16 protein-coding genes are annotated in these 17,650 nt (G+C 71.8%); 9 read left to right on the top strand and 7 right to left on the bottom strand.

From position 1 onward, the window contains the following. Positions 1-39 precede the first annotated feature (39 nt). The 3 genes from QFZ75_RS21935 to QFZ75_RS21945 form a co-directional block, all read right to left on the bottom strand. Positions 40-1,455 carry a DUF2637 domain-containing protein gene (locus QFZ75_RS21935; RefSeq protein ID WP_307539392.1) on the bottom strand — a complete coding sequence of 472 codons (1,416 nt, stop codon included), beginning with the start codon at positions 1,453-1,455 and terminating at the stop codon, positions 40-42. Between the two features lie 228 nt (positions 1,456-1,683). After that, positions 1,684-2,625, bottom strand: coding sequence for a DUF3558 domain-containing protein (locus QFZ75_RS21940; protein ID WP_307539393.1), 942 nt, complete (start codon positions 2,623-2,625; stop codon positions 1,684-1,686). Positions 2,626-2,774: 149 nt separating this feature from the next. Further along, the gene (locus QFZ75_RS21945) at positions 2,775-3,656 is read right to left on the bottom strand and encodes a DUF3558 domain-containing protein (RefSeq protein WP_307539395.1); all 882 of its coding nucleotides are present in this window, start codon (positions 3,654-3,656) and stop codon (positions 2,775-2,777) included. 205 nt (positions 3,657-3,861) lie between these two features. Between QFZ75_RS21945 and QFZ75_RS21950 the strand changes: the two genes are divergently transcribed. Then, the gene (locus tag QFZ75_RS21950) at positions 3,862-5,055 is read left to right on the top strand and encodes an RtcB family protein (RefSeq protein WP_307539397.1); all 1,194 of its coding nucleotides are present in this window, start codon (positions 3,862-3,864) and stop codon (positions 5,053-5,055) included. Positions 5,056-5,076: 21 nt separating this feature from the next. Here QFZ75_RS21950 and QFZ75_RS21955 read toward each other — a convergent pair whose 3' ends face one another. After that, a complete protein-coding gene (locus QFZ75_RS21955; RefSeq protein WP_307539399.1) occupies positions 5,077-5,235 on the bottom strand; it encodes a hypothetical protein in 159 nt (52 codons plus the stop codon). After that, positions 5,235-6,029 (bottom strand): SDR family NAD(P)-dependent oxidoreductase, encoded by a 795-nt coding sequence (locus QFZ75_RS21960; RefSeq protein WP_307539401.1) that lies wholly within the window; start codon positions 6,027-6,029, stop codon positions 5,235-5,237. Before QFZ75_RS21960 ends, QFZ75_RS21955 begins: the two co-directional genes overlap by 1 nt. A gap of 320 nt (positions 6,030-6,349) precedes the next feature. Between QFZ75_RS21960 and QFZ75_RS21965 the strand changes: the two genes are divergently transcribed. Beyond that, on the top strand, positions 6,350-7,468 hold the full coding sequence (locus QFZ75_RS21965) for an LLM class flavin-dependent oxidoreductase (RefSeq protein ID WP_307539403.1): 1,119 nt from the start codon (positions 6,350-6,352) through the stop codon (positions 7,466-7,468). After that, positions 7,465-8,229, top strand: a complete 765-nt coding sequence (locus tag QFZ75_RS21970; protein WP_307539404.1) for an FMN reductase — start codon at positions 7,465-7,467, stop codon at positions 8,227-8,229. The genes QFZ75_RS21965 and QFZ75_RS21970 overlap by 4 nt, the downstream gene beginning before the upstream one ends. A gap of 182 nt (positions 8,230-8,411) precedes the next feature. On the opposite strand, the gene QFZ75_RS21975 is transcribed toward QFZ75_RS21970, so the two are convergent. Next, positions 8,412-9,758: a glycosyltransferase family 4 protein gene (locus QFZ75_RS21975; protein WP_307539406.1), complete on the bottom strand. Its 1,347-nt coding sequence runs from the start codon at positions 9,756-9,758 to the stop codon at positions 8,412-8,414. 237 nt (positions 9,759-9,995) lie between these two features. Between QFZ75_RS21975 and QFZ75_RS21980 the strand changes: the two genes are divergently transcribed. The 4 genes from QFZ75_RS21980 to QFZ75_RS21995 all read left to right on the top strand — a co-directional run bounded on the left by QFZ75_RS21980 (position 9,996) and on the right by QFZ75_RS21995 (position 14,544). Beyond that, positions 9,996-10,703: a response regulator transcription factor gene (locus QFZ75_RS21980; RefSeq protein WP_307539408.1), complete on the top strand. Its 708-nt coding sequence runs from the start codon at positions 9,996-9,998 to the stop codon at positions 10,701-10,703. Further along, entirely contained in the window at positions 10,704-12,122 is a 1,419-nt protein-coding gene (locus QFZ75_RS21985; RefSeq protein WP_307539410.1) for a HAMP domain-containing sensor histidine kinase, read from the top strand. A gap of 356 nt (positions 12,123-12,478) precedes the next feature. After that, entirely contained in the window at positions 12,479-13,210 is a 732-nt protein-coding gene (locus QFZ75_RS21990; RefSeq protein ID WP_307539412.1) for an ABC transporter ATP-binding protein, read from the top strand. A 5-nt stretch (positions 13,211-13,215) separates the two neighbouring features. Further along, entirely contained in the window at positions 13,216-14,544 is a 1,329-nt protein-coding gene (locus QFZ75_RS21995) for an ABC transporter permease (protein ID WP_307544675.1), read from the top strand. 195 nt (positions 14,545-14,739) lie between these two features. Here the strand turns inward: QFZ75_RS21995 and QFZ75_RS22000 are convergent, their stop codons facing one another. Then, entirely contained in the window at positions 14,740-15,402 is a 663-nt protein-coding gene (locus QFZ75_RS22000; RefSeq protein WP_307539414.1) for a hypothetical protein, read from the bottom strand. 139 nt (positions 15,403-15,541) lie between these two features. Between QFZ75_RS22000 and hemL the strand changes: the two genes are divergently transcribed. Continuing rightward, positions 15,542-16,861, top strand: a complete 1,320-nt coding sequence (hemL, locus tag QFZ75_RS22005) for a glutamate-1-semialdehyde 2,1-aminomutase (RefSeq protein WP_307539415.1) — start codon at positions 15,542-15,544, stop codon at positions 16,859-16,861. Then, positions 16,858-17,532, top strand: a complete 675-nt coding sequence (locus QFZ75_RS22010) for a histidine phosphatase family protein (protein WP_307539417.1) — start codon at positions 16,858-16,860, stop codon at positions 17,530-17,532. Before hemL ends, QFZ75_RS22010 begins: the two co-directional genes overlap by 4 nt. Positions 17,533-17,650: the final 118 nt, after the last annotated feature.

Consider the following 17,650-nt stretch of genomic DNA (forward strand, 5'->3'; position numbering starts at 1 on the left):
GAGATCTCCGGGCGCCCCCTCCACGTACGCGCGCCTGCGCTAGGCGATGTGGTCTTCTTCCAGTTCCATGAAGTGGCGGTTCGTGAAGCGCGTGACCAGCCGCTTGGCCTCCTGCTCGGGCAGGTCGAGGCGGAACTCCGCCTCGACGTCGGTGCCGAACTCACGCGGAGTCGGGTAACTGCCGTGCCCGTTTATCGACCGCTTGAAGAGCTGGTAGAACGACTCCTCGTCCGGCTCCTGGACCGGGGTGCCGCCGCCCTCGCCGAGCTGGCGGGTGCGGTTGGGACCCGACGGGATCGGGAAGGTGCCGGTGTCCTCCATGGACGGCTCGGGAGCGGGTTCGGGAGCGGACCCGGGAGCCTGCGGCTCCTGCTCGAACCGCCGCCGGTCCTGGAACCGCCGCTCGTCCTGGAGCCGCTGCTGTTCCTCGAACTCCTCGGCCTGCTGCTGCTCCGAGTACCACTGGGTGTACGCGGCCTCCGGGTCGTACGTCGGGTCGTAGCCGCCCTGGTACGCGACGGACTGGGGGTCCCGGGCGTGGAGCCACGGATTCTGCGGCTCGGAGTGGTCCGGCTGATCGAGGTGTTCGAGGTGTTCGGGATGGTCCGGGGGTTCGGGGAACCCGTCGTTCCCCGGAGCGGGACGCCGCCCGCGGGCAGGGGCCCTGTCGTCCTGTGCGGCGGCCGCCACCACGGGGGCGCGGCCGCCCGCGGACGCGTCGGCCGGCTCCAGGGCTGGCTGCGGAGCCGGGGGCAGCAGCGCCGGCTCGATGCCCGCCGCCGCCAGACCCGAGGGCGCCGTCTCCGCCAGCGGCACGCCGTACCGGGCCAGCCGCAGCGGCATCAGGGACTCCACCGGGGCCTTGCGGCGCCAGGCACGGCCGAAGCGGGAGCGCAGCCGCGCCTGGTAGACGAGACGTTCCTGCTCCAGCTTGATGACCTGCTCGTAGGAGCGCAGCTCCCACAGCTTCATCCGGCGCCACAGCAGGAACGTGGGGAACGGAGAGAGCAGCCAGCGGGTGAGGCGCACGCCCTCCATGTGCTTGTCGGCCGTGATGTCCGCCATCCGGCCGATGGCGTGCCGGGCCGCCTCCACGGAGACCACGAAGAGGATCGGGATGACGGCGTGCATCCCCACGCCGAGCGGGTCCGGCCAGGCCGCCGCGCCGTTGAACGCGATCGTCGCCGCGGTCAGCAGCCACGCCGTCTGGCGCAGCAGCGGGAACGGGATCCTGATCCAGGTGAGGAGCAGGTCGAGCGAGAGCAGGACGCATATGCCCGCGTCGATGCCGATCGGGAACACGTAGCTGAAGTTCCCGAAGCCCTTCTCCAGGGCGAGTTCACGTACCGCCGCGTAGGAACCGGCGAAGCCGATCGCTGCGATGACGACCGCTCCGAAGACGACCACCCCGATGAGGATCTTGTGCGTCTTGGTGAGCTGCATAGGCGCGGCCACCCGTACTCCCCTCCCCTTACGACCTGTTGCGCGCAACAGAGTGGCACATGTGTACGGGGTACGGACGCCCGGTACGGGTGGAGCCCGGCCACCGCGAGGGCCGGGCTCCACCAAATGTCCTGGTCGGACCGCGAGTGGGACGGCAACCGGACTGGATGCTCCGATCAGCGATCGGCCGCCGTGAACGCCGGAACCGGCCGTCGGTATCAGGCCCGTCCGGGTCCCGTGTCAGCTCTTCCTGGCGGCGGCCTTGGTGGCGCCCTTGGTGGCGGACCCGCCGGAGTCCGTGCCGTCCTGCGAGCCGTCGTCGCCGTCCTTGCCGATGCTCGCGCCCTTGCCCGAGGACTTGCTGGCGCTCGCGCTCGCGTCGGAGTCGGCGCTCTTGCCGGGAGTCGTCCTGGCGCCGCCCGAGCCGGCCGCGTCGCCGCCCTCGTTGGCGGCCACGACCGCCTGGACGGCCTCCTTCGCGGCCTTCTGCGCCGCCTTCGACAGGTCGGCCACCTTCGGGGACTTCTCCCCCGCGAGACCGGCGCCGTTGTAGTCGACCGTCACGACGACGTTCTCGACGCGCGTCACGAGCGTCTGCTGCTTGAAGGTGCCCTCGTCCTTCTTCAGGTCGTACGTCACCAGGGTCGCCTCGTCGCCCGTCCCGGACACCGGTGCCGACTTGGCGTCCTTCGCGCCCTTCACCGAGCGCGCGTCCTCGGCGTGCTTCGCGTAGTACTCGGAGGCCAGCTTCTCGCCCGTGCCACGGGTCTGGTCGGACTCGAACCGCAGCAGCGACACGTTCAGCCAGCGGAACTGCGAGCCCTTCACACCGTTGTTGTCCAGGCTGTCCCAGGAGCAGTTGCCGCGCGTGGCGACGTCGTCCGAGGTGCCTTCCCTGCCGGACTTGGCCCCCTCCGGGACCAGCTCCTTCAGCGTCTTCGACGAGAACACCTTGCAGGGCTCGGGCAGCTTCGCGTACGCCGCCTCCTTCACCACCGTGCCCGCCTCCGTGGCGGAGGGCGACGCCGAGGCGCCGGAGCCCTTCTTCGCGTCGTCGCCGGAACCGGAGCCGTCGCCGGAGTCCGAGGAGCAGCCGGAGGCGACGAGCATCACCGGGAGGGCGGCCGCCCCGACGAGGACGCGGGTGAGTCGCTGACGGTGTCGCTGTACGGATCGGTGCATGGTTCCTTCACTCAAGACGCTCGGGTGTGCGTGCGGACGGCCGCGTTCTCCACCGGCCGCACTCGGTCGGGGTCCGGGGAGCCACGGTACGCCGAACGGGACATGTGCGGCTCAGGTTCCGCCGAGGCCGAAACCACCGCCGAACATCTCTAATCGCTGAACGTCTCGGCGAGCTGACCCGCCAGTTTCTGCGCCCTGTCCTGCATTTCCTCGCTGCTCGGGACGTCCGTCGTGGTCGCCGGCTGCTCGTCGTACTGGATCGTCACGACCACGTTGGACGTGCGGAACACCACAGTCACCGACCGCTGCTTGGAGTCGTTCAGCGCGTCGTCGAGGAACGCCGCGCTGCCGAGGCCGTCGAGCGTGCGGGGCTGCAGGGCGGTGGAGGCGGAGCCGGGAACACCGGAGGCCGACGCCGACGCGGAAGCCGATTTGGACGCCTTGGACCCTGAGGCCTTCGAGCCGGCCGAAGCGGACGATCCGGTCGAATCGTCCGGACCCGTCGACCCGCTCGGCTCTCCCGGCCCGCTCGACCCGCTCGGTTCGCTCGGTTCGGTCGACTCCGAGGGGGACGCGACCGGTTCCGGGAGGTCGGCCGCCGCCTCCTTCTTCGCGTAGATGTCGGTCGCGCGGTCGTCGTCGCTGACCGCGTTGTCGTACGAGACCACGCGCTCGAAGTCGACCAGCAGGTGGTCCGTGGCGGTCGCCGACTCCGCCTTCCAGCGGCAGCCGACCTTCCGGTCCGTGTCGTACGTGACCGTCGCCGTGCCCTCGTACGCCTTCTCGCGCTGCTCCTCGTCCGTCAGCTGCGCGATGCCGGGCAGCAGCGAGTCGAGGGTGCTCTGCGCCACCGCGCCGCAGGGCTCCGGAAGCGTGCGGTACCTGCCGGGCTGCGGTGCGGCGGCGGCGGTCGCCGTGCCGCCCGGCTTCGGGTCGTCCTTGCCGCCGCCGTCCGACGATCCACCGGTGCAGCCGGCCAGCAGCACCGCGAGGAGCGCGGTGACGCCGGGTACGTACGCCTTCCGCTGCACGGTGGGCTCCTCTCGACAGGTCGCTCCGCTGTGCTCGCGACCGGGGTGTCCTGTGGTTATTCGGTTGCCGCACGGGGGCGGGCCCTGGAGACAATGTGTATCGCACGCACTGCCGTGGATGCCGGTCCGCTGTCCCATACGTTGGCCTTGGCGCCGGTTTTGCGATGTGAGACTTTTGTTCGTTTCACGGGGGAATGAGGACGTTATGTCGTACGTAGAGGTGCCCGGGGCGAAGGTTCCGATCCGTATGTGGGCGGATCCGGCGTCGGTCGAGGACGGCGCGATGCAGCAGCTCCGCAACGTCGCGACGCTGCCCTGGATCAAGGGCCTGGCGGTCATGCCGGACGTGCACTACGGCAAGGGCGCGACGGTCGGGTCGGTCATCGCCATGCAGGGCGCGGTGTGCCCCGCGGCGGTCGGCGTGGACATCGGCTGCGGCATGTCCGCGGTGAAGACGTCCCTGACGGCCAACGACCTCCCGGGTGACCTCTCCCGGCTGCGGACGAAGGTCGAGCAGGCGATCCCGGTGGGCCGCGGGATGCACGACAGCCCGGTCGACCCGGGCCGCTTCCACGGGCTCGCCACCGGGGGCTGGGACAATTTCTGGGAGCGGTTCGACGGGGTCGCGGAAGCGGTCAAATTCCGACAGGAGCGTGCCACGAAGCAGATGGGAACGCTCGGATCGGGAAACCATTTCGTCGAGATCTGTCTGAGTGAGGACGGTTCGGTCTGGCTCATGCTGCATTCCGGCTCCCGGAACATCGGGAAGGAACTGGCCGAGCACCACATCGGTATCGCGCGGGAACTCCCGCACAACCAGGGCCTGGTCGACCGGGACCTCGCGGTCTTCGTCGCGGACACCCCGCAGATGGGGGCGTACCGCAACGACCTGTTCTGGGCGCAGGAGTACGCCAGGTACAACCGCACGCTGATGATGGCGCTGCTGAAGGACGTGATCCGCAAGGAGTTCAAGAAGGCCAGGCCGGCCTTCGAGCCCGAGATCAGCGCGCACCACAACTACGTGGCGGAGGAGCGGTACGAGGGAATGGACCTCCTCGTCACCCGCAAGGGCGCCATCCGGGCGGGCTCCGGCGAGTACGGGATCATCCCGGGCTCGATGGGCACGGGCTCGTACATCGTGAAGGGGCTCGGCAACGAGAAGGCCTTCAACTCGGCCTCGCACGGGGCGGGACGGCGCATGAGCCGCAGCGCGGCCAAGCGCCGCTTCACGATGAAGGACCTGGAGGAGCAGACGCGGGGCGTGGAGTGCCGCAAGGACGCCGGTGTCGTGGACGAGATCCCGGCCGCGTACAAGCCGATCGAGCAGGTGATCGACCAGCAGCGGGACCTGGTCCAGGTGGTGGCGAAGCTCAAGCAGGTCGTGTGCGTGAAGGGTTAGTCGCCTGCGGCGGGGCGCAGGTCACTTCGCGTGCATGACCGCGTAGATCATCACGAACGCCACGATGTGGATGCCGAAGAGGAAGTAGGCCAGGTACCACCAGACGTAGCGCTCGTCCTTCCTCTCCTGGGCCAGGCGGCGCTGTTCCCGGGTGCGGTCGGCGGGGTCGGGGGCCGGCACTACAGCTCCCGGTGGACCTTCGTGTTGGAGGCCTGGGCCCGGGGGCGTACGACCAGCAGGTCGATGTTGACGTGCGACGGGCGGGTGACCGTCCAGGCGATCGTCTCGGCGACGTCCTCGGCGGTGAGGGGCTCTGCCACCCCGGCGTAGACCTTCTCCGCCTTCTCCGCGTCGCCGCCGAAGCGCGTCAGCGCGAACTCGTCGGTCCGCACCATGCCCGGCGCGATCTCGACGACCCGGACCGGCGTGCCGACGATCTCCAGGCGGAGCGTCTCGGCCAGGACGTGCTCGGCGTGCTTCGCGGCCACGTAGCCGGCGCCGCCCTCGTAGGTGCCGTGGCCCGCCGTCGAGGAGACGACGACCACCGTGCCGTCGCCGGACGCGGTCAGCGCGGGCAGGAGGGCCTGGGTGACGTTCAGTGTGCCGATGACGTTCGTCTCGTACATCTGGCGCCACTGGGCCGGGTCGCTGGACGCGACCGGGTCGGCGCCGAGCGCGCCGCCCGCGTTGTTGACCAGGACGCCGATCTTCTTGAAGGCCGTCGCGAACTCGTCGACCGCCGCGCGGTCGGTGATGTCCAGCGCGTACGCCGTCGCCTGGCCGCCCGCCGCGCCGATCTCCTCCGCGAGCGCCTCGATGCGGTCCTTGCGGCGCGCGGTGAGCACCACCCGGTAGCCCGCGGCCGCCAGCTGCCTGGCCGTCGCGGCGCCGATCCCGCTGCTCGCGCCGGTGACGACGGCGATACGGGACACGGCGGCGGGCGCGGCGGACGAGGCGGGTGCGGCGGCGGTCATGGGCTGCTCCTCGGAGGCGGGGCGGGGCGGAACGTGGCGGGGCAGGGCGGGACGGGGGAGGTGGCGGGCGCGGGTGCGGCGACTGCCGCCGCTGTCCGCTCGTACGGGCGGTCGCTTCGACCGCTTCACCGGAAAGGATAGGCGGACGTCTCCCCTCCCCTGATGGCGGCGCCTGCCGGGCGGGCGGACCCGGTCGGGGCCGCCGGGGACCGGACGGCCGTCACCGGTCCGCTTCCAGGAGGGCGGGGGAATAGTCCTGGAGGGAGGGTCGTTTGCGGGTATAGTTGAATCGTAAACAACCTGCGGAGGATGAGACAGCCATGCAGTTCGGGATCTTCACCGTCGGCGACGTCACGCCCGACCCCACCACGGGCCGGACCCCGTCGGAGCATGAGCGGATCAAGGCGATGGTCGCCATCGCGCAGAAGGCCGAGGAGGTCGGGCTCGACGTCTTCGCGACCGGCGAGCACCACAACCCGCCGTTCGTGCCGTCGTCGCCGACCACCATGCTCGGCTGGATCGCCGCCCGCACCGAGAACCTCATCCTCTCCACCTCCACCACCCTCATCACCACCAACGACCCGGTGAAGATCGCCGAGGACTTCGCGATGCTCCAGCACCTCGCGGACGGCCGGATGGACCTGATGATGGGGCGCGGCAACACCGGCCCGGTCTACCCCTGGTTCGGCAAGGACATCCGCCAGGGCATCAACCTCGCCGTCGAGAACTACGCCCTGCTGTACCGCCTGTGGCGCGAGGACGTGGTGACCTGGGAGGGCAAGTTCCGTACGCCGCTCCAGTCGTTCACCTCGACGCCGCGGCCGCTGGACGGCGTGCCGCCGTTCGTCTGGCACGGCTCGATCCGCTCGCCGGAGATCGCCGAGCAGGCCGCGTACTACGGCGACGGGTTCTTCCACAACAACATCTTCTGGCCGGCCGACCACACCAAGCAGATGATCGAGCTGTACCGGTCGCGGTACGCGCACTACGGGCACGGCACGCCCGAGCAGGCGATCGTCGGGCTCGGCGGGCAGGTGTTCATGCGGCGCAACTCGCAGGACGCGGTGCGGGAGTTCAGGCCGTACTTCGACAACGCGCCGGTGTACGGGCACGGTCCCTCGCTGGAGGACTTCACGCAGCAGACCCCGCTGACGGTCGGTACGCCCGAGCAGGTCATCGAGAAGACGCTGTCCTTCCGGGACTACGCCGGTGACTACCAGCGGCAGTTGTTCCTCGTGGACCATGCCGGGCTGCCGCTGAAGACCGTGCTGGAGCAGATCGACATGCTGGGCGAGGAGGTCGTGCCGGTGCTCCGGGAGGAGTTCGCGAAGAGGCGGGCCGCCGGGGTGCCGGAGGCGCCCACGCACGCGGCGCGGGTCGCTGCCGCCGCCGCGACCGCTGTCGGCGCCGATGCCGACAAGGAGGTGTCCGCGTCATGAGGCTCGTCGTCGTCTCGGCGGGGCTGAGTGTCCCGTCGTCCACGCGGCTGCTGGGTGACCGGCTCGCCGCGGCCGTCGTGGGACGTGCCCCCACCGGGGCACCGGCCGAGGTGGAGGTGGTCGAGCTGCGTGATCTCGCGGTCGAGATCGCGCACCACCTCACCACCGGGTTCCCGGGGCCGGCGCTCGGTGCCGCGTTGTCCGCCGTGGCGGACGCGGACGGGCTGATCGTCGTGACGCCGGTCTTCTCCGCCTCGTACAGCGGGCTGTTCAAGTCGTTCTTCGACGTGCTGGACCGCGACGCGCTGGCGGGGAAGCCGGTGCTGGTCGCGGCGACCGGGGGGTCGGCCCGGCACTCGCTGGTCCTGGAACACGCGATGCGGCCGCTGTTCGCGTACCTGCGGGCGGTGGTCGTGCCGACCGCGGTCTACGCGGCCTCGGAGGACTGGGGGGCGGAGGGGCTGGCCGAGCGGATCGACCGGGCGGCGGGGGAGTTGTTCGCGCTCGTCCCTGCGGGTGGCCCGGACGGCTCGGGCGACGAGGGTGGCTCGGGCGGCTCCGGGGCGGGGCGCCGGGTTGTGGCCGGGGCGGAGTACGGCACCGACACGGCGCCGTACATCGCTCCCGTCCCTGCCCCTGCTCCCGCCGCCGTGCCTGCGCCTGCGCCCGTACCTGCGACGCGGCGGGCCGATGCCGTTCGGGTCGGCGGGTTCGACGTGGTCCCCTTCGCGGACCAGCTCGCCGCGCTGCGGCCGCGGTAGCCCGAGGCCGCGGATCCGGCCGCGGCCCGGTGGGGGCGGGCCGCGCAGTTCCCCGCGCCCCTTGCGGGGCCGGGGGAGCAACGTCCCGTCAGGGGCGCGGGGGACTGCGCGATCAGCCCCCGCCGGGCCCGGGCCGCGGCCGAGCCGACCGCCCGTTCACCCGCCCCCGGCGGAGCCGCCGGTCACGGCCCTGCCGGTCTGGTGTTGTTCAGGCGGGGGCGGCCCGACAGGGCACGGCGGAGGACGCGGGCCCGGCGGCGGGCCCAGGAAGCGGCCCGCGAACGGGTCCGCGTCCAGGACCGGCGCGCACGGGTCGCGGCGAGCTCCGTGAACAGCGACTCGTAGCGGGCCACGATCGGCTCCGGGTCGTAGCGGTGCGAGCTGACCAGCGCCGCCTCGCCCATCGCGCGGCGCAGCGGTGCGTCCTCGATCAGGTCGAGCATCGCCCCGGCCAGCGCGCGCGAGTCGCCCACGGGTACCAGCCGCCCGTCCACGCCCTCGGTGATGATCTCGGCCGGCCCCAGCGGGCAGTCCGTGCTGATCACCGGCACCCCGCAGCGCATCGCCTCGACCAGCGTCATCCCGAACGACTCCGCGTCCGAGGCCGAGACCACCATCGCCGACTTCGCGAACTCCGCCTCGATGGGGGTGGTCGGGCCCATGAGGCGTATGTGCGCGGACAGGCCCAGCCCGTCCACCAGGTCCTGCAGATGGTCCCGCTGCGGGCCGCCGCCGTAGATCCGCAGCCGCCAGTCCGGCTCCTTCGAGGCGACCGCCGAGAAGGCCTCGATCAGCAGGTCGAAGCGTTTGGCAGGGACCAGCCGGCCCGCCGCGGCCACGGTCTTCGCCGACCCGTCGCGGATGATGCCCTCCGGCGCCGGGACCATGTTCGGCACCGCCGCGATCCGGACGCCCGGCAGGGGCATCCGCCGCCGGTACACCTCCGCGTCCGCCTCCGTCGTCGTCACCACCGCGTCCAGCCACCGGTAGTGCCGGCCCAGCACACCCCGCAGCCGTTTGCCGTGCGCGTCGTGCCGCAGGTGCTCCTGGCCGATCCGCAGGGCCCGGCGCGGCGCGAAGAGGGACACGTAGACGTTGATGCCGGGCCGGGTGCCGATCACCACGTCCGCGTCGCAGGCCGTGAGGTGCTCACGGACCCGCAGGTCGGTGAGCCGCGTGTACTGCGCGTACCGCTTGTCCGAGTCCGGGAAGTCCGTGGCCGGCCGGGCGTACTCGGGATCCGTGAGATCGGCGCTGCCGTCCCGCTCGTCCACCAGCGGTACCACCCTGATCCGCGGGTCGACGGCGAACCGCGGCTCGTCCCGGTGCCGCCGCATCGACACGATCTCGACGTCGTACCGGTCGGCGAGCGCCGCCGCGAGGTTGAGCGTCGTGCGGACGGTCCCGCCTATGGCGTACGCGTTGTGCAGCAGGAAGACGACCTTCGTGCGACGGCCCGTACGACCTGCCCGGCTCAGGTCTCGATCCTTGTCCCGGTTCCGGCTCCGGCCCCAGTCCCTGCGCCCCATGCGTTCCGCGGTCCCCTCGCCCTCCGTACGCTCTGTACGTCCCGTGTGATCCGTGTGTCCCGTGCGCTTCATGCGGTGCGTGGCCCTCCCCGTCGCGGCGCTCGCCCCCGGCACGAGGGACACGGTGGCTGGGCGAGGTAAGCCACCGGTCCCGGCGGGGTGAGAGCCGGGTAAGAGGCCCGGCCGTAACCCCCTTCATCAGGTAGTACGTACAGAAGGGCTTGGCAGACTGGTTCCGTGCCCCACAATCTGCTGCTCGCCGAGGACGACCGCGCGATCCGCCATGCCCTGGAGCGGGCCCTGACCCTGGAGGGGTACGCGGTCACGGCGGTCGCCGACGGGGTCCAGGCGCTCGCGCAGGCCCACCGCACCCCGCCCGACGTACTCGTCCTCGATGTGATGATGCCCGGCATCGACGGCCTCCAGGTCTGTCGTGTGCTGCGCGCGGAGGGCGACCGCACCCCCATTCTGATGCTCACCGCGCTCGTGGAGACCGCGGACCGCATCGCGGGTCTGGACGCCGGCGCCGACGACTACGTGGTCAAGCCGTTCGACGTCGAGGAGGTCTTCGCCCGCCTGCGGGCCCTGCTGCGGCGCACGGTCGCCCCCGAGGACGCCCCCGGCGAACCGCGGCACCTGCCGGACGGCCGGATCGCCGCCGCGGGCCTGCGCCTCGACCCGCAGGCCCGCCGGGTCTGGCGGGGACCGCGGGAGATCGAGCTCACCCGCACGGAGTTCGACCTGCTGGAGCTGCTCGTCCGCAACGCCGGCATCGTCCTCGACCACACCATCATCTACGACCGCATCTGGGGATACGACTTCGGGCCAGGATCCAAGAACCTCGCCGTGTACGTGGGTTACCTGCGGCGCAAACTGGACGAACCGGGCGTGCCGTCGCGGATCCACACCGTGCGCGGCGTGGGGTACGTGCTGAGGGAGGACTGAGTGCGGCGGGGCCGGTCCGGGCGGTGGCCGGCCGGGGCGCGGCTGTCCTCGCTGCGGACCAGTTTCACCGTGTCGTTCGCGGCCGTGGCGGCGGTCGTCACCGTCCTCGTCGGCCTCCTGTCGTACGACGCCGCCGCCCGGCTGGTGCGCGTGGACCAGCAGACCGTCTTCGAGGGCGTCGTGCGGGACCTCCTCGACGAGGTGCGGCGCACCCCGCTGTCGCCCGCGGACTTCGCGACCGGCGACGCCGACGGCGGCCCGCGCGACGAGATCGTCCGGCCGAGCGGCACGGTCGTACAGGTCCTGGGGCCGGGCGGGACGGTCGTCGACCGCGGGCACCCGCCGCTGCCCGTGGACGCCGCCGACCGGCCGGTCGCGACCGGCCGGGCCGCCGGACGGCTGGTGGAGCACCGGGACGTCGACGTCGGCGACGACGGCTACCGCGTCGCGACCGTCTCGCTCGGCGGCGGCCGGGGCGCCGTGCAGGTGGCGCAGGAGTTCAGCGGCACCGAGGACCTGCTGCGCGACCTCCAGCAGCGGACCGTGCTGCTGGAGGCGGCCGTGGTGGTCGCCGCGGGCCTCTTCGGGTGGTGGCTGGCCCGGCGCATCACCTCGCGCCTGGTACGGCTCGCGGGGGCCGCCGAGGACGTGGCGCGCACCGGGAGCCTCGGTATCCAGGTGCCGGTCGCCGGGTACGACGAGGTGGCCCGGCTGGGCCGGTCCTTCGACCGGATGCTGGGCCGGCTCGCCCAGTCCGAGGACGACCAGCGGCGCCTCGTCCAGGACGCGGGGCACGAGCTGCGTACGCCGCTGACCTCGCTGCGTACGAACATCTCGATCCTGCGCCGGATGGACGAACTCCCGCCGGCCGCCCGCGAGGAGCTGGTCGCCGACCTCGCCCAGGAGTCCCGCGAACTCACCGACCTGGTCAACGAACTGGTCGCGCTGGCGGCCGGCCGCTCCGACACCGAGCCGCCGCGGCGGGTGTCCGTCGCCGGCATCGCGGAGGACGTGGCGGTGGCGGCGCGCCGGCGCACGGGGCGGGCCGTCACGGTACGGGTGTCCGGCGACACGGAGACCGACGGACGGCCCATGGCGCTGCAGCGGGCCGTGTCCAACCTGGTGGAGAACGCGGCGAAGTTCGACCGGGACGGGGGCGAGCCGATCGAGATCGTCGTGACGCGCGCCGGGGACACCGTCCGCGTCGAGGTCATGGACCGCGGGCCCGGCATCGCGCAGGAGGACCTGGACCGGGTCTTCGACCGCTTCTACCGCGCGCCGGACGCCCGCAGCCTGCCCGGTTCCGGACTCGGCCTGTCGATCGTCCGGGAGGTGGCGGCCGCCCACGGCGGAGAACCGTTCGCCGGGCGGCGGGAGGGCGGCGGCTCGGTGACCGGGTTCACGATCGGCGCGGGGTGACCCCCGCTCACCGCCTCTCCCGGAGCCCGTCGTCCGGGCCCGCTCCCGGCGGTGTCGCCGCCGGGCCGGGGGCCCGCCGCATGGCACGGGTGGCGCTGAGTACACCCGCGGATACGGGCTCTGCGCCCAATGTGCCCGCTCCGCTCGCTCCGTAGCGTTCTCCACGAGGCACAGGGAGTGTCCGACGGAGGGGTGCGGACCGTGCCCGACGGAGGCTGATGACGATGTTTCGCCGAACCGATCGACGTAGTCAGGACCATGGCCGTAGCAGTGGCGACGGCAGTGGCCACGGTTACGGCAGTGGCCATGGTTACGGCAACGGCCGCGGCCACGACACAGGCGCCGCCGGGACGGCCTTGCGGCTGGTCGAGGTCAGCAGGACCTACGGAAGCGCCGACAGCGCCGTGAAGGCGCTGGACGACGTGACGCTCAGCCTCGCGAGCGGCACCTTCACCGCGGTGATGGGGCCCTCGGGCTCCGGCAAGTCCACGCTGCTGCAGTGCGCGGCCGGACTCGACAGGCCCGACAGCGGCACCGTGACGGTCGACGGCGCCGAGATGACCGGCGGCACCGAGGCGGAACTGACGAAGTTCCGGCGCGACCGGATCGGCTTCGTCTTCCAGCAGTACAACCTGCTGGACACGCTCACCGTCGCCCAGAACACGGTCCTGCCGCTGAGGCTCGCCCAGCGCCGCGTCGACCGCGACCGGGTGCGCGAGATCCTCACGGCCGTCGGCCTCGGCGACCGCCTCGGCCACCTGCCCGACCAGCTCTCCGGCGGCCAGCGCCAGCGCGTCGCGATCGCCCGCGCCCTGGTCACCGAGCCGAGCGTGATCTTCGCGGACGAGCCGACCGGCGCCCTGGACACCCGCAGCGCGCGGGACGTGCTGCGGCTCCTCCAGGAGGCGGTACGCGTCCACGGCCGTACGGTCGTCATGGTGACGCACGACCCGGTCGCGGCCTCGTACGCCGACTCGGTGCTGTTCCTCGCGGACGGGCGGCTGGTGGGCGAGATGCACCGGCCGACCGCGGACGCGGTGGCGGAGCGCCTCACCCACCTCGGCGACGACGTGATGGCGGGGGTCTGACCATGATGGTCACCCTGGCCGTGCGATCCGTCCGCAAGCGCCCCGGGCGCTTCGCCGCGACCCTGCTGTCCGCCTTCCTGGGCGCGACGATCGTCATGACGTTCAACTCGCTGCTGGACACGGCCGGCGCGGACGGCGTCGACGCCGTCAGCAAGGACATCCTGACCACCTCGGCGGCCGTCGTCGGCGGCTACGGCAGCCTCCTGGTGTTCTTCGCCATCGCCTCCACGCTGACGGTGAACGTGCGCCAGCGCTCCGCGGAGATCGAACTGCTGCGCTGCTCAGGGGCCACACCCGCACAGATCAGGCGGATGGTCGTCGGGGAGTCGGCGGTCGTCGCCGTGGTGGCCGCGCTGCTCGCCGTCGGTCCCGCCGTGCTCGCCGGGCGGGCGCTGGTCGGCCTCTTCCACGACAGCGGGCAGGTCGCCGGCTCCGTGGACCACGTCTTCGGCCCCGCCGCCATCGGTTCGGGCCTCGCCGTCACGGTGACCGCGGCGGCGGGCGCGGCGTTCCTCGCGGTGCGCCGGGCCACCCGGTGGACCGCCCGGCGGACCACGTCCCCGGGTCGGGGACGCACGTTCCTCACCCGCGCCGCGCTGATCACCGGCGCCGTGGCGGTCACCGTCACCTTCGCCCTCGACTCGACCGGGGAGGCGCTGATGGCGCCGCCCGTGTACGGCTCGATCCTGCTCGCGGCCGGCTTCGGGACGGGGGCGCCGGCCCTGCTGAAGCGGCTGGTCGGGGCGCTGCCCCTGCGCGGTCCGAGCGCCTATCTCGCGGTACGCGCACTGAAGATCAGGGCCGCTCAGCTGTCCGGTGTGCTGCTGCCGCTGACCCTGTTCACCGGCATGGCCGTGGCGACCCTCTGCATGCAGGCGGTCGAGAACGACGCCATCGACGCCGCCGGTGTCCCCAAGTCGGTCGACGCGAAGACCCTCGAGACCCTCAACCTCACGGTCGTCGGCATCATCGTGGTCTTCTCCTGCATCATGCTGGTCAACTCCCTGTACGCGGCGACGACCTACCGCCGCAAGGAGTTCGGGCAGCAGCGGCTCGCGGGGGCGACTCCGGGGCAGGTCCTCGGCATGATCGGCATCGAGTCCGCGGTCCTGACGGTGACCGGGGTGTTCTTCGGTACGGTCGCCGCGCTGGCCGGGATCATCCCGTTCACGATGGTCCGCACGGACGCGGTCCTGCCGGAGTGGGGGACGGCGCTGGGGATCTGGTTCGGGATCGCGGGGGTGGCGGCGGTGGCGGTATTCGGGACGAGTCTGGTCACCGCGCGGCGGGCGCTGCGGGCGCCGGCGATCAGCGCGGTGACGCTGGCCGCGTGATCTGTGCCGGAACGTGGGCGACCGCTCGGGGCGGTCGCCCACGTTCCGTTGTCCGTCGTCCGTCGTCCTCGGCCGGTTCCGCGGGTGCGGGTCCGCCGTGGCTGATCGCGCAGTTCCCCGCGCCCCTTGAAAGCGGGCAGCTCTCCGCGGCCCTTGAAAGCGGGCCGTTCCCCTCGCCCCCGGGGACGGGGTCCGTCAGGGCCAGACCAGGCAGTACGGCTGGTGCCCCGCCTCATGCAGCCGGTGGCTGAAGTCCTGCCATTCGTGGAGCAGTTGGTAGACGTTGTACGCGTCGCGGGGGCCGCCGCGGTCCGGGACCGTGGACCAGATGAAGGCGGCCGCGCCCACGGCTTCCTCGCCTATGCCGCGCAGCGGGTCGACGACGGTCATGGGGAGCCTGACGACGGCGTAGTCGGGGTGCAGGACGACGAGTTCGAGCGGGGGCACCTTGTGCAGGGGTATGCCCTCGATGCCGGTGAGGACCATCGCGGCCATCGTCTCCGGCTTGATCTTCGTGAACATGCCGTTCATACCCAGCTCGTCGCCGCCGAGCTCCTCCGGACGCATGGAGATGGGGACGCGGGCGGCTGTCGCGCCGTCCGGAGCCCCGAAGTATTTGTAGGTCACCCCCACCCGGCCACCATTCCCGCTGCTTCCTGGCCTGAGCTGGTCCGCCCCGCGGTCCGTGTAGTCCATACCGTCCATACGCGCGGACGGCTCGATCCGCTCAGGTTCGCCCTGTGACCCTTGAGTCTGACGTGCTTCGGCCGCTTCCGCCTCGCGCCGGTGCTTCCCCCGCCGGGCACGCCGAGGACCGAGGTCATCGGTCCCCTCGCCCAGTCCGCCACCGCGATGCATATCTCCACCCGACTGCTTTTCCAGGGCGCGCGACCCCCGCCACGCAACCCGATCATCGTGACAGTGACCTCCCCCACGGCCGCACGCCGAAACGTACGGTGAAACACCTGTCCGCAGGATCTTCGCAGCCTCTGACACCATGGTCCGTGTGAGCTATCCGTACGAAGCCCCAGTTTCGCAGAATCTTTTCGACCGTGCGGCGGCCGTGACGCCCGGCGGCGTGAACTCTCCCGTCCGCGCGTTCCGCGCCGTGGGCGGTACGCCCCGGTTCATGGTGTCCGGTAACGGTCCCTACCTGACGGACGCCGACGGAAGGGAGTACGTCGACCTCGTGTGTTCCTGGGGGCCGATGATCCTCGGCCACTCCCACCCGGAGGTGATCTCGGCGGTCCAGGCGGCCGTCTCCCGAGGCACCTCCTTCGGTACGCCGGGGGAGGGCGAGGTCGCGCTCGCCGAGGAGATCGTCGCCCGCGTCGCGCCGGTCGAGCAGGTCCGGCTCGTGTCCAGCGGTACCGAGGCGACCATGTCCGCCATCCGTCTCGCGCGCGGTTTCACCGGCCGCGCCAAGGTCGTGAAGTTCGCCGGCTGCTACCACGGGCACGTGGACGCCCTGCTGGCCGCCGCCGGGAGCGGCGTCGCCACCTTCGCGCTTCCCGACACCCCGGGCGTCACCGGCGCCCAGGCCGGGGACACCATCGTCCTGCCGTACAACGACCTCGATGCCGTGCACGCGGCCTTCCGCGCGCATCCCGGCGAGATCGCCTGTGTGATCACCGAGGCCTCGCCCGGCAACATGGGCGTCGTGCCGCCGCTGCCCGGCTTCAACCAGGGACTCAAGGACGCCTGCGCCGCGGACGGCGCCCTGTACATCTCCGACGAGGTGATGACCGGCTTCCGTACCAGCAGGGCGGGCTGGTACGGGATCGACGGCGTCGCGCCCGACCTCGTCACCTTCGGCAAGGTCATGGGCGGCGGGTTCCCGGCCGCGGCCTTCGGCGGGCGCAAGGACGTGATGGCGCACCTCGCGCCCGTCGGCCCCGTCTACCAGGCCGGCACGCTGTCCGGCAATCCGGTCGCGACCGCCGCGGGCCTCGCCCAGCTGCGGCTGCTCGACGACGCCGCGTACGCCAAGGTCGACGCGGTGTCCGAGCAGATCCGTACGCTCGTCACGGACGCCCTCACCGAGGAAGGTGTGGTGCACAGACTGCAGAACGCGTCCAACATGTTCTCCGTCTTCTTCACCGGGACGGAGGTACGCAACTACGAGGACGCGAAGACGCAGGAGTCGTACCGCTTCAACGCCTTCTTCCACTCGATGCTGGCGCAGGGCGTCTACCTGCCGCCGTCCTCGTTCGAGTCCTGGTTCGTGTCGACGGCGCACGACGAGCAGGCGGTACAGCGGATCGCCGACGCCCTTCCGGCGGCGGCACGGGCAGCAGCGGAGGCCACGGCAGCATGAGTGACATCACCGTCGTACACGTGATGCGGCACGGAGAGGTCGAGAACCCGGACGGACTGCTCTACGGGCGGCTCCCCGGCTACCACCTGTCCGAACTGGGGCAGCGGATGGCCGAGCGGGTCGCCGGGCACCTCGCGCCGCGTGACATCACGCACGTCGTCTCCTCCCCGCTGGAGCGGGCCCGGGAGACGGCCACGCCGATCGCCGAGGCGCACGGCCTGGAGCTGGCGACCGACGCGCGGCTGATCGAGGCGGAGAACGTCTTCCAGGGCAAGACCTTCGGGGTCGGGGACGGGGCGCTGCGCAATCCCGAGAACTGGAAGCACCTGGTCAACCCGTTCAAGCCGTCCTGGGGCGAGCCGTACCTGGAGCAGGTCGTACGGATGATGGGGGCGCTGGACGCCGCGAAGGACGCGGCGCGGGGGCACGAGGCCGTGTGCGTCAGCCATCAGCTGCCCATCTGGATCCTGCGGTCCTTCGTGGAGCGGCGGCGGTTGTGGCACGACCCGCGCAAGCGGCAGTGCACGCTGGCGTCGCTGACCACGTTCACGTACCGGGGGGACAAGATCGTGTCCGTGGGCTACACGGAGCCCGCGCGCGAGCTCGTGCCCGCGCACCTGCTGGCCGGGGCCAAGCCGGTGAAGGGCAAGTCCAAGGCTTACGGGGCCTAGCCTGACCCGCCCCGCCGGGCGGTTCCCATATTTCCGTTACAAGTTCATCATCGGAAAGTCACCCAAATATCTGAGTGTGCGGGGGAACCCGCTCGTTCGTCGTGCCCTCTAACCACGT

This window comes from Streptomyces sp. V3I8, assembly GCF_030817535.1.
Lineage (GTDB): Bacteria > Actinomycetota > Actinomycetes > Streptomycetales > Streptomycetaceae > Streptomyces.